This window comes from Clostridium sp. CTA-19 (assembly GCF_054767855.1).
Genome location: NZ_BAAABH010000014.1, coordinates 68519 through 81266, shown reverse-complemented (window position 1 = coordinate 81266; position 12748 = coordinate 68519). Strand labels below are relative to the sequence as shown.

The following is a 12748-nucleotide window of genomic DNA, read 5'->3' as shown; positions in this document are numbered from 1 at the left end:
CTATTTTTTCACCGCCTTTACTATATCTAGAAAAGCCTCAACTCTTGTTCTTATCTGTTCTTCTTGAGAATTACGTTTGTCTATACCATCTCCATCTAAAATTAATGTTTTAATATTATTTTCCTCAAGTTTAGACTTTAATAAATTAGCTCCACCTAAAGATTGCTTACATCCCATATGACAAAAATTTATAACTCCATCTATATCTAATTTGTTACAAAAGTCTAATATATTACCAGCCCTTCTTTCATATGCACCGTTAAACTTATTTAAAATCAATTTTTTTGCAATTGATTCGTAAGGTTTATTGCTATCTAATTTTATAATATTATTAAAGTTAAAATCACATATTACAAGTTGGTTACTTAAATTAAAGTTAAATATATCTTTTAATGGTTTTGAGTAAATCGGAATTAAATGTGTCCAAAGAATTCTGTTTCCACTACATTTTTCACATCTAAATTTTATGTCATCCACAAGCATTTTATAATATTTTAGTGATTTTGAATGTCCTAAAAAAACATGTGTTACAAATATTCTATACATCTCTAATGTTAATGTATTTGGATAATACTTCATTTTAAGTTCTTTTAAAAATTCATCATAATATTCTAAACATTTATTTTCTCTAACAATAACTTCTTTAAGTTTTTCCTCATTTAATTTACGTTTAAAATTATCTTCTAAAAAAGTAACTAGCTCTTTCAATTGAATGATTACGTATTCTATACTTTCATTTGAATAATTATAAGGTACATCTATAATATATTTAGGAATATCATAACTTTTAGATATCCTCCTAAAAGTATTTATATTAGCATCACAAGCAATAGTTGTAGTTATAGCACATTTGGGCTTTTTTAAAACCTTAGACTCACTAGCTCCTAAAAAGGTCTTATGATATGAACAATAACTTTCGCTTAGCCCTGCATTTTCTATAAATTCAATAAACCCTCTTTCACAATCTGCGCCTGAAATATATGATGAAATTCCCTCTATAAACATAGGTGTTATATTCATAGCATGTAGGAATTCACATGGTGTAAATATATTTACTATGGCAGAATTATCATTATCATTCATAGCTTGCAAGATAAAGTCCATTGATATCTTTGTTAAATATTTTTGAGATGGTAAAAAACTTTTCTCTTTAAATTTACTTAAAATATTTCCTTCTACCCAATATCCTAATTTAAGAACATCAAAGCTTTTTCTCGGGTTATTTTCTATATTATCGCAAACTAAATTGCTGTAAGTTTCAAATAAATTCATAATATCCCCTCATAAATAAAATAATAATATATATATTATATTCTTTACACTTAACCTTTCCCCTTCTTGATATAAAATTTTTTACACTTAATAATTTCTAAATTCCATATTACTTCTACTCTAATTTTTCATAACAAAAAGGCAATTTTAAAATTGCCTTTTACTTTTCTAATTTTATTTTTCTTTTTTTCTGTCTTCATAGAACGGCTTAAAATCTGGATCTACTTTTCCTATACCTAAATATCTAGCCTTATAATCCTTTAATAATTCAAAAAATCTCTTACTTAAAATCAATATTACTATAACATTTATAAATGTAGGTATAGCAGATGTAAAATCACCAAATAACCATACTATTTGTCCTGGCAATCCTTTCACTACCGCCATCACAACCATTAAAAATCCTGGTATTGGATAACAATATTTATAAAATTTTAATATAGCTTTTTTCGCTTTTACATTATCCTTACTTGCGTGTCTTAAAAGAATTTCATAATATGTGTACCATCCTGTTGTAGTTGTTATTCCAAACAAAAATACCCCTATACTTAAAATCACTCTGCCTAAGTATCCCATTCCAGATTCAAAAGCTGAAAGTGTTAATGTAGCACTTGTTGCACCGGAACACCAATTTCCAGTTATTATTATTATCAATGCCGTTATAGTACATACTATCCCTGTATCAACAAAGACTTCAAAAGCGCCCCAAAAGCCTTGTCTTATCGGATGATCTGTTTTTGCTGTTGAATGTATCATAGGAGATGTTCCCCATCCAGCTTCATTGCTGTAAACCGATCTTGACATACCTATTTTTAAAACCTGCATAAAAGCAGCCCCTGCAAATCCACCTACAGCTGCAGTGCCTGTAAATGCACCTTCAAATATTAATGCTATTGTTTCTGGTAAAAACGTTATATTTTTTAAAATTATAAATAACCCTGAAACTATATAAAATAAACACATAAATGGAATTGTTTTACTAGCTATTTTCCCAAGTCCTGGTATACCACCATTAATCATTATATAAACTAAAATTGCATAAATAAATGCCACTAATATCATACTAACATCAAAAGTACTTGATATAGCCTCAGATACTGTATAATTCTGAAGTGTTATAAAAAATGTTGATAATATTCCTCCACCAAATAATATTGCAGGAACAATCCATAACTTGAGTTTTTTTTCTTCTCCTAGACCTTTTTCCATATAAAAAGATGGACCTCCATAAGGATTCCCCTCTTCATCAATAGTTCTATAATGAACAGCTAATGTAACCTCTACCATTTTTATTATAGTACCTAAAAGTGCAGCTACCCACAGCCAAAATACAGCACCTGGTCCACCTACAGCTATTGCTGTAGCTACACCACCAATATTACCTACTCCTACACTTCCTCCTATGGCTATGCTTATTGCTTCAAATGGTGATAGAATTCCCTTCTCACCTTTACTTGTTTTGTCTTTTTTAATTAATTTTCCAAAAGTTTCTTTCATTATGTGTTTAAAAAACCTAATTTGAAAAAAACCTGAAGCTACAGTAAAAAATAGCCCTGTACCTAGAATTGTTACTATTAAAGGAGTTCCCCACAATAAGCTTACAGCCTTTTGAATAAATTCCTCCATTTAATCCCCACCTTTGCACTATTCAACCATAAAATTATTAGACATTATACTAATTATCATCTTTAAACTCTATAATAAGAATAATTCTAGTAACTAAATTGTTCTTATTATGAAGTTATATTAATTTTACAGCTTAATAAATCTATATTCCGAAAATTGTGATTTTATTTAAAACATTTTTTATATTTTATAAAACTTTATTAAAATATATTAATAATTTTAAATAGCGAATATTTTTATAGATTTAGTTGTTTTCCTTCGATTTTTTCTTTGTTTTTAATGCATTTTTATATGATTGTTTTTATTTTAAATATTTCATTTTTCACTCATTTCTAGAAGATGAAAAAGTTTTAAATTGAAATAAATAGACCAATGAGAAATTTTACTTTTTTTTCATTCATTTTATATGTTTTTTTAATTAAAATAAATATTTTTTCCTTTTTGTATTTACTTTTTATATTTCGTGTTTTATAATTATTAAAAATATTGTAAAGGCTAATTTCCTATTTATTTCAAATTTTACTTTTGAGAATATAGTCCAAGCACTTAAATTAAATATCAATTATACAATTTAAATTTTAAATATTGTTTATATTTAAATAATATTTAATTGTCGGAACATTTTTCTATGTTCTCTTTTTTATAAATAAATTTTGAGTAAATAATATAATTTATTTTTTATTAGCAATTAACAATTTTAATACGGAGGTTTTTTTATGAAAAATAATTTAATTTATACAATACCAAAGGAAATGCACAGCAAACAAAACATCAAAAATATTCTTTTGGCTCACCCAGAAATAAAATTTGTTTCTTTATGTGGAATTGATTTACTTTTTAATGATATAGATGAAAAAATACCTGTAAATTTATTTTTAAATGATTTAGACAAATTTCTAGATGGAATCGCTGTAAAAACTGATGGTTCTTCAGTTAATCTGCCTGGCATAGCTACTCTTAACAACGCACAAGTAGATATAAAAGTTGATTTAAATTGCAGTTGGTACATAGACTATAATTATGAACATATTGATGAAATTACAAATCTTCCTGTAGGAACACTAACAATACCATCTCTTCTATTCCATGAAGGTGTTGCTGTTGACTCAAGAAGCGTTTTAAAAAGCACTTTAAAACATTTTAAAAATTCTTTAATAAGTTTATTTGAAACTTCTAATGTTCTTGATTGTTTTGGAATAAAATTTTATGATATAGCAGATGTAAACATTACATTGGCTACAGAATTAGAGTTTTGGGTTAAAACACCAAATGAACTTGCAGATGTTGAAGAACTTTGTACTTCTGAAGTTCTGAAAGAACAATATTGGAAAAGAACTAAAGGTTCTGTAAGAACATCACTTGAAAAATCTCTTTTACTTCTTGAGAAATATGGACTTAACCCTGAAATGGGACATAAAGAAGTTGGCGGTGTAAAAGCTCAACTTACAACCACAGGATCTTTAACTCACATAATGGAACAATTAGAGATTGATTGGACCTATAGTGATGCTATAAGTTGTTGTGATAATGATCTTTTAGTTAGAAATTTAGTAAAAGAAACTTTCAGAAAAAATGGATTAGATGTTACATTTATGGCAAAACCAATTGATAATATTGCTGGTAGTGGTAAGCATCTTCATATTGGTGTACTATTACATTTAAAAAATGGAGAAAAAATAAACTTATTCCATAGTAATAAAGATTTTATGAGTGTCCTTGGTTATGGAGCTTTAATGGGAATTTTAAAAAATTATGATATAATAAATCCATTTGTATCTAACTCTATTGATTCTATAAAAAGATTACAACCTGGATTTGAAGCCCCTGTTTGTACATGTACTTCATTAGGTTTAAACAAAGATATGCCATCTAGAAATAGAACGGTTCTTTTAGCTCTTATTCGAGAGGAAGACAATCCTTATAGCACAAGATTTGAACTAAGATCTCCATGCCCTCACACTAATAGTTATTTAACTACAAGTGCATCAATTTTATCTATGTTAGATGGATTAACATATGTTATTAAAAATAATAAAACTACTGAAGATTTATTGATGGAAATTTCAAAAGAATATGGTGAAGAGGCATCTTATTTAGAAAATAACCGTAAATATAGAAGTGAAAATAACATCTTTACAGATTACTCAAAAGAAGAACTTGAAAAATACTTTGGCAAAGCACCAAAAACAGTATTGGAAAACTTAAAATCTTTTGATAATAAAAGTAAAGTTTCAACAATTAATTGTGGTACTATACTAAATGATAAAATTATTAATAGTTATAGAATGGGTGTTACAGAAAGATACTTAAATGAGCTTACTGGACGACTAATTCCTCAATATATAAAGGTAGTACGTAACTGTAAAAAACTAAATCATAATGAAGATTCTAAGATTGATGTTACTAATTGGGAAAATATTCAAAGCTTAAGAAATTACATTATGAAAGATAATGATGAAAATTCCTCATTATTTACTAAAATTAAAACTTCAATTAATGATTATGATTTAGATGAGGTTTCTAATTTACAAATAGAATTAGATGAAAAAATTTCACTTTTAAAAAGTTTATATAATAAATATAAACAAAATTTAATTGAACTATAAAGAAATTTATTTTAAATATTATAATAGGGAAGCAAAAATAGCATGCTATTTTTGCTTCCCTATAGTTATTTCTTATTTTGATTTTCATTTTTAAATTCTTCTAAAATTATTTCTATTTCCTCATCTGTCTCTAATGACAATACTTTTTTACAAAGCTTTTCACATTGATATATATCATATCTGGACATGTATCGTTTAACTCTACATACATATGATGGGTTTACACTAAATTCATCCAGTCCCATTGCCATAAATATTGGTATTAAATTAACATCTCTAGCAGCCTCACCGCACATACCAACATATATTCCATTCTTATGTCCATTTTCTATAACCATTTTTATGAGTCTCAAAACTGCTAAATTGTAATTACTATACAAGTCTGAAACATTATTGTTTAACCTATCTACTGCAACAGTATATTGAATTAAATCATTAGTACCTATACTAAAGAAATCAACCTCTTTTGCTAAAATATCAGAAATTATTGCTGCTGATGGTACTTCTATCATAATTCCTATTTCTATATCTTCATCATATTTTATTTTTTCGTAATCTAACTCTTTTTTACACTCCTGAAGTAAATTTTTAGCCTCTCTTATTTCCTTTAAAGATGAAATCATAGGAAACATTATCTTTACTTTTCCAAAATTACTAGCCCTTAAAATTGCTCTTAATTGGGTTTTAAAGAATTTTTTTTCTTTTAAACAATACCTTGTAGCTCTAAGTCCTAAAAACGGATTTTCCTCTTTAGGTATATTAAGATACGAAATTTCTTTATCTCCCCCTACATCCAATGTTCTGATAATAACAGGTTTTTCTTTCATTTGTACAGCTATATCTTTATATATTTCAAATTGAATATCTTCTGTAGGTGCATTTTTTCTATCCATATATATGAATTCGCTTCGTAAAAGCCCTATTCCTTCACCATTATTCTTTACTATTTCATCTAATTGAGTAGGAACTTGAAGGTTACACGCTACTTGAAATCTTTTCATATCTTTAGATAAAGGTATTTTATCTAAAAAATCTTTGTCTAAATTTTCTTCAATGTGCATTATTTTTTTCTTTTCGTTAAAACTTTCTATATCATATTGAGTTGGATTTATTATAAATTGTCCATTACCTCCATCCATAGCTATAATAGACTGATTATCTACCATACTTAAAATATTTTTTGCCCCAACAATAGCAGGTATACCTAACATTCTTGCTACTATAGCAACATGAGAAGTTTTCCCACCAATCTCTGTTATAAATCCTATTATTTTATTTTTATCAATCTTTACTGTTTCAGATGGTGTTAAATCATGAGCTACAAGAACAAATTTACCTTCAATTTTTTCATAGTTTAATTCTTCTTTTTTTAACAACTTATTTGTAGCTCTATTAATTATATCTATAAGGTCAATACTTCGTTCTTTAAAGTATTCATTATCAAATGAATTAAAAAGCTCAACAAAAAACTGTTTTCCTTTTTCTAATGCCCATTCGCTATTTATTTTATCTGTTTTTATTTTTTCTTCAACAAATCGTAAAAACTCTTCATCTTTAAGCATACATATATGTGCATCAAAAATTTCCATCTCTTCTTTAGCTAATTTTTCATTTAATATTAGATTTTCTATATCTTTTATGCTGTCTTCCACAGCAGACTTAAACCTTAATATTTCAGCACTTATATCTTCTATACTATATCTAGGTATTTCTTCTTTTACATCTTTTATTAAAACTTTACTAATTTCAATACCGTTAGATACTCCTATACCCTCCATAATATCACCACCTAATAATTATGAGCATTTTATAAAAATTTTGCACCTTTTTTATCCACTATAACAGTAACATTTGGATGTAATTGAAGTACAGATGCAGGAACACTCTCTGTTACATTTCCATATACAGTTTCATAGATAGCTTTACTTTTATCTTCACCTGACACTAAAAGTAATATCTCTTTAGCATTCATTATAGTTTTTATTCCCATAGTAATAGCTTTTTTAGGCACTTCTTCTATATTTCTAAAAAATCTAGCATTAGCTCTTCTTGTATCTCCATCTAGTGATACAACATGAGTTGTAGATCCAAATTTACAATGAGGTTCATTGAATCCAATATGTCCATTTCTTCCTATTCCTAAAATCTGAATATCTACTCCTCCACAACTTTCAATTTTACTTTCATAGCTCTCACATTCTTTTTCTAAACTTTCTGCTAATCCGCTTGGAATATTGATATTTTCTTTTTTTATATCAATGCTACTAAAAAGATTCTTGTTCATAAAATAATGATAGCTATTAACATTTTCATAGTCTAAATCATAATACTCATCTAAGTTAAAAGTTATGGTTTCATTAAAACTAATAATTTTTTCGTTGTATAATCTAATAAGCTCTTTATATGTTCCTATAGGAGTTGACCCAGTAGCCAACCCAAGAATTGATTTAGGCTTTAAAATCAATTTGCTAGCTATTATCTTAGCTGCCTTTTCACTTAACTCATTATAATCTTCTGTTGTAATAATTTTCATATTTTCCAACCTTTCTGTCACTTTGTTTTGCCTCTTCTAATTTAATGCCCATTGAAAATTCACCTATCTAGCATATAATTAGCTTTCTTCAAATTTAAACTTTTGCCATGGCCTTATATAATCTAAAAGGTATATTTCCTCTTCTGCTATTCTACCAACTACACTAGTTTTGCCGCTATTTTCCATATCTTTCAATGCAATTTGAAGTTCGCCACTATATCTTTTATAAAGAGAACTCTCTATTAATATATCTCCTTTTTTTATTTCTCTAATATTTAAAGGCTCAAAGTACTCATTTCTATATTTAACTCTACTTTGAGTAGATCTTATCATATATTCTGAAACATCTCCTCTATTAAAATGTTCTTCATCTAATAGGATTTTCCTTTGAATATAAGATATATTTTCATATAAATTTACTTTTAAACTTACCAAATTTCTATTTAAGTTAGATAACTTTTTAAGTTCTTCCTCTGTTGCAAAACAATTTCCTATTATTACATCATCTATAAATTCAGTGTTAAATAAATCTTTTGCTTGAACTTCTATTGGTAAAAATCTATGTTCTTCCAGCGTACAAAGTCCTTCATTTACAGGCCATGGTCCAAATTCTCCATTTTGGGAAGTTACAAAAGCTGCTGTCCTTACTCCATTTTCTTTAAAAACCTTTGAACAATTGATAAAATATTTTCTTGAAAGCCCTGTATATCTGTGAGGGTAAAAATTATGGCATCCTATTATATTTTCTTTATTAGGTTGAAAAGCTAATATATTTTCTATCTGCTTTGTTCCATTACTCATATTAATTTCTATTTTAAAATTTTCTTTATTAAAACTCATTAAGGATTCTTCAACACCACCGAATCCTTCATCTAATCTTATACCAGTTAAATTCAATTCATGTAGTTGTTCCAGATTTTTATAGTTTATACCTATCTTTTTTAATGCATCCTTATTTACATCTGCAATAACTTCCATACCAAGTTTTGTTGCCACCTTAGTTATTTCTTTAAATTGAAGTATATGACTATCATCTGTAGAAATAAGACATGTAAAGACCCTTGAAAATCCATAACTAGATGCTAATTCTAAGTACTCTATATATCTATCTATAGTTGCATTTCCAGGATATACAGATATCCCCAAACTTCTCATTTAATTCACCCTTCCATTATTTCAAGTAAATCTTTTCATATAAATCAATAAATTCTTCAGCCATATCTTTAACAGTTATTGCATTCATTAAATGATCTTGAGCATGAACCATAAGTAAGGATACTTCTATTTTATTATTTTGAGCTTCACTTTGTATAAGTTTTGTTTGTTGAACATGAGCTTTTGTTAGACTTTCTTCTGCACTTTTCAATGCTTCTTTAGCTTTTTCAAATTCCCCTTCCTTAGCATAGCTTATAGCTTCCATGGAAAAGCTTTTTGCTTCTCCACCACAGGATATTAAATTTATTATAATTTCTTCCATAACAGTCCTCCTAATTTTGAATAATTATATATTAAATCCTTGTAAATATTTCTTATTTTCTAAAAATATATCTTCTAATACAGCTTTAGACTTCTCTATAGAACCTACTAACGGATTATTTATAAGTGCAAGCAGTGCACAATCATAATCTTTTTCCACTGCAGCTTTTATAGTAAACCTTTCATAATTTTTTATAGATATTATTAACCCCTTTATTTTTTCATCTAATTCTCCAACATCTAAAGGTATTGCACCATCCTTATTTATTATTGAATTCACTTCTATAACAGAGTCCTTTGGTAGCTCTTTAATAGCCCCATTATTTTTTACATTTACTGTATGAATTTCATTCTTATCATTATATATAGCATTTATAAGTGAAATAGCTACAGTAGAATAATATGCACCACCTCTATATTCTAATTCTTTAGGTTTTTCTTTTGTATTTTCCATCATATATATATCAAATAACTTATTTTCAATCTCCATAACCTGTATAGCCCTGGTACTTTTGTTTTTCTTGAAACTACTTAATTCTTCTTCTAACATTCTATCTTTCATATAAAAATATCTATGATAAGGACATGGCACCATACCCATCGCTCTTAAAAAACTTTCATCCCATTTTAAATCTGGTATATTGCTTATATTTATACTTTTACCGCTACATAAAATTTCAACTACTTTTTTTGTTATATCCATATTGTCTAAATATACTTTTTTGCCAAAAACCAAGTGATTGAGCCCTATAAAATCTATATTTAATCTTTCATTTTCAACTTCAAGTATTTTGCTAATGTTGATTTTCATATTATATGGAACATTACAAAGCCCAATAACTTTGACCTTTGTATATTGCATAATTGCCTCAGTTATAATTCCAGCGGGATTTGTAAAATTAATCAACCAGCTATTTGGAGCTACCTGTTCAATATCTTTACATATATCTAGCATAACTGGTATCGTTCTCAGTGCATTGGCAAATCCACCTGCACCTGTGGTTTCTTGACCTATTAAATTATTTTTCAATGATATTAATTCATCTTTTTCTCTAGCCCTTAGTCCTCCAACTCTTATTTGACTAATTATAAAATCTGAATTTTTTATTCCTTCCTTCCTATTACAGGTTGTCCAAACTTTTATATTTATAGTGCTTTTTTTTAGCATTCTTTTTGTAAGGTTAAATATTATATCTAATTTTTTTCTACCTGTTTCTATGTCAATCAAAACTATTTCTGTTATTGGTAATTCATCTATTTTATTAATAATCCCTTCTATAAGTTCTGGTGTATAACTACTACCTGCTCCTATTATTGACATTTTTATGCCCTTCATTTTCTCACTTCCATCTAATTCTTATTGTATTAACAAATATTTAATCCTCTTTTCAATATTTCTACATTTTACTATATAGAGTTCTAAACTAAATTCTAAAGTTATTCATTTATCAAATGAATAATTAAGAATTGTTGTGATTATCAATCACTATGTTCCTAATACTAAACTTTATTTTTTAAATTTGGAGTATAAAGAAATAACAGCCTTATACTCCAAATTAATAATATTTAAATTTCTAATTTTTTGTCTTTAGAATTTTCAATTTTTGCAGTATTGGTTAAGGATTTTTTTGCATCTATTCTTTCTGCCATTATTATAAATGGATAATATATTAATAAACCAATTGTTAAATTTATTATTTGAAGTAATACACCCATTAAAGATCCACCAGTAACAAGCCATCCACTGATAATTGGTGGTGTTATCCAAGGAACCATCGCTACTGTTGGTGGTACTATTCCACTTGCTATAGCTAAATAACTAATAATAGTTAAAACTAACGGTGCTAATATAAATGGTACTAAGAATATAGGATTTAAAACTATTGGCAATCCATAAATTATAGGTTCATTTATATTAAATATGCCTGGTGCTGCTGATATATTAGCCATACTTTGGTAAGCTTTGTTTTTGCTTTTTCTTCTATAAGAAGCTATAAAAATTGCACCTATTAAGCAAATAGTTACACCTGATCCACCCATATATACAAAACAATCAAAGAAAGGTTTTGTAACTATATTAGGTATAGCTGCACCTGTTTGGAAAGCTTTTATATTTGCATCAAGTGCTGGAAGATATATCGCTTGCATAACTGGCTCTAATATATTGGAACCATGAAGTCCAAAGAACCATGCGATATGATTAAATAATACAATAGCTATTGCTGACCCTAAAGTATTTGCTACTCCTGCAAGAGGTTTTTGAAGCACATCATAAATTAATGCTTGAATATCAGTAATACCAACTAAACCTAGTAATACTTTTATCATTGATATAACTGCAACTGTAATCATCACTGGGAATAAAGCTGCAAATGATTTAGAAACTGCTGGTGGTACTCCATCTGGCATTTTTATTATTAATTTTTCGGATTTAGAGAACTTAACAAATATTTCTGTAACTACTAAAGCTACTATAATTGCTACAAATAAACCAGTTCCGCCAGCCCATTTAAATGGTATACCTGAACCATCTTCTGTTGGATTTGTTAACATTATTAAAGAGCCTAAAGCCATTACTGCAGCAATTACTCCATCTGCATCATAAGATTTAGCTAAATGATAACTTATTGTTATTACTACTAATAAAGACATTATTGCAAAAGATGCAGTCCATATATTTCCTCCAAACACAGTCCATGTTTCGCCAAATACACTAGCCATAAATTTTTGATATACTGGTATAGGTAATCCATTTATTAAAACTGCAAAAGCTCCAGCAATTACCAACGGCATTATAGATACAAATCCATCCCTTATTGCTACTAAGTGTCTTTGCGAGCCTAACTTACCTGCAATAGGTACAAAATATTTTTCCATTTTATTTAAAAAACTGTTCATAGTGAACCTCCTATTTCAACCTATTTACTATTATTTATTAATTCCATAGCTTTTTTTAATACTTTTTCACCATTCATGGTGCCATACATCATACTATCGATTACATCCACTGGTATTCCTTTTGGCTCCATAGTTTTTCTAATTTTATTTAAAAGATATCTTACCTGTGGTCCTAATAAAACAACGTCTACATCCATATGATTTTTAAGGTCTATTTCCCCTACAGCAAATATCTTAACATTAATATTATCTTTTGCCGCAGCCTTTTCCATTTTTTCTACTAATAAACTAGTAGACATTCCAGCACAACATACCAGCATGATTTTTTTCATATTTC

The 12748-nt window shown here is 27.7% G+C and carries 10 protein-coding genes; 1 reads left to right on the top strand and 9 read right to left on the bottom strand.

What is annotated here, in order from left to right; translation table 11 throughout:
* Entirely contained in the window at nt 1–1272 is a 1272-nt protein-coding gene (locus tag ACYUE0_RS09600) for a 2-hydroxyacyl-CoA dehydratase subunit D (RefSeq protein ID WP_460270352.1), read from the bottom strand.
* A 174-nt stretch (nt 1273–1446) separates the two neighbouring features.
* On the bottom strand, nt 1447–2898 hold the full coding sequence (locus ACYUE0_RS09595) for an alanine/glycine:cation symporter family protein (protein WP_199870028.1): 1452 nt from the start codon (nt 2896–2898) through the stop codon (nt 1447–1449).
* A gap of 716 nt (nt 2899–3614) precedes the next feature.
* On the opposite strand from ACYUE0_RS09595, the gene ACYUE0_RS09590 reads away from it, so the two are divergent.
* Nucleotides 3615–5504, top strand: a complete 1890-nt coding sequence (locus ACYUE0_RS09590; protein ID WP_061994513.1) for a type I glutamate--ammonia ligase — start codon at nt 3615–3617, stop codon at nt 5502–5504.
* Nucleotides 5505–5569: 65 nt separating this feature from the next.
* On the opposite strand, the gene ptsP is transcribed toward ACYUE0_RS09590, so the two are convergent.
* The 7 genes from ptsP to ACYUE0_RS09555 all read right to left on the bottom strand — a co-directional run bounded on the left by ptsP (nt 5570) and on the right by ACYUE0_RS09555 (nt 12743).
* Nucleotides 5570–7282: a phosphoenolpyruvate--protein phosphotransferase gene (gene ptsP / locus ACYUE0_RS09585; protein ID WP_460270351.1), complete on the bottom strand. Its 1713-nt coding sequence runs from the start codon at nt 7280–7282 to the stop codon at nt 5570–5572.
* 29 nt (nt 7283–7311) lie between these two features.
* Nucleotides 7312–8037, bottom strand: a complete 726-nt coding sequence (gene nagB, locus ACYUE0_RS09580; protein ID WP_460270365.1) for a glucosamine-6-phosphate deaminase — start codon at nt 8035–8037, stop codon at nt 7312–7314.
* A gap of 78 nt (nt 8038–8115) precedes the next feature.
* Nucleotides 8116–9192 carry a DUF871 domain-containing protein gene (locus ACYUE0_RS09575; RefSeq protein ID WP_460270350.1) on the bottom strand — a complete coding sequence of 359 codons (1077 nt, stop codon included), beginning with the start codon at nt 9190–9192 and terminating at the stop codon, nt 8116–8118.
* Nucleotides 9193–9208: 16 nt separating this feature from the next.
* On the bottom strand, nt 9209–9514 hold the full coding sequence (locus ACYUE0_RS09570) for a PTS lactose/cellobiose transporter subunit IIA (protein WP_010296420.1): 306 nt from the start codon (nt 9512–9514) through the stop codon (nt 9209–9211).
* 24 nt (nt 9515–9538) lie between these two features.
* Entirely contained in the window at nt 9539–10849 is a 1311-nt protein-coding gene (locus ACYUE0_RS09565) for a 6-phospho-beta-glucosidase (protein WP_460270348.1), read from the bottom strand.
* Between the two features lie 230 nt (nt 10850–11079).
* Nucleotides 11080–12411, bottom strand: a complete 1332-nt coding sequence (locus ACYUE0_RS09560; protein WP_199870033.1) for a PTS sugar transporter subunit IIC — start codon at nt 12409–12411, stop codon at nt 11080–11082.
* A 20-nt stretch (nt 12412–12431) separates the two neighbouring features.
* The gene (locus ACYUE0_RS09555; RefSeq protein ID WP_061994520.1) at nt 12432–12743 is read right to left on the bottom strand and encodes a PTS sugar transporter subunit IIB; all 312 of its coding nucleotides are present in this window, start codon (nt 12741–12743) and stop codon (nt 12432–12434) included.
* Nucleotides 12744–12748 lie beyond the last annotated feature (5 nt).

Bases quoted from the DNA above. Each gene is read 5' to 3' on its own strand.
- ACYUE0_RS09600 (WP_460270352.1), bottom strand. From the start codon at position 1,272: ATGAATTTATTTGAAACTTACAGCAATTTAGTTTGCGATAATATAGAA.
- ACYUE0_RS09595 (WP_199870028.1), bottom strand. From the start codon at position 2,898: ATGGAGGAATTTATTCAAAAGGCTGTAAGCTTATTGTGGGGAACTCCT.
- ACYUE0_RS09590 (WP_061994513.1), top strand. From the start codon at position 3,615: ATGAAAAATAATTTAATTTATACAATACCAAAGGAAATGCACAGCAAA.
- ptsP (WP_460270351.1), bottom strand. From the start codon at position 7,282: ATGGAGGGTATAGGAGTATCTAACGGTATTGAAATTAGTAAAGTTTTA.
- nagB (WP_460270365.1), bottom strand. From the start codon at position 8,037: ATGAAAATTATTACAACAGAAGATTATAATGAGTTAAGTGAAAAGGCA.
- ACYUE0_RS09575 (WP_460270350.1), bottom strand. From the start codon at position 9,192: ATGAGAAGTTTGGGGATATCTGTATATCCTGGAAATGCAACTATAGAT.
- ACYUE0_RS09570 (WP_010296420.1), bottom strand. From the start codon at position 9,514: ATGGAAGAAATTATAATAAATTTAATATCCTGTGGTGGAGAAGCAAAA.
- ACYUE0_RS09565 (WP_460270348.1), bottom strand. From the start codon at position 10,849: ATGAAGGGCATAAAAATGTCAATAATAGGAGCAGGTAGTAGTTATACA.
- ACYUE0_RS09560 (WP_199870033.1), bottom strand. From the start codon at position 12,411: ATGAACAGTTTTTTAAATAAAATGGAAAAATATTTTGTACCTATTGCA.
- ACYUE0_RS09555 (WP_061994520.1), bottom strand. From the start codon at position 12,743: ATGAAAAAAATCATGCTGGTATGTTGTGCTGGAATGTCTACTAGTTTA.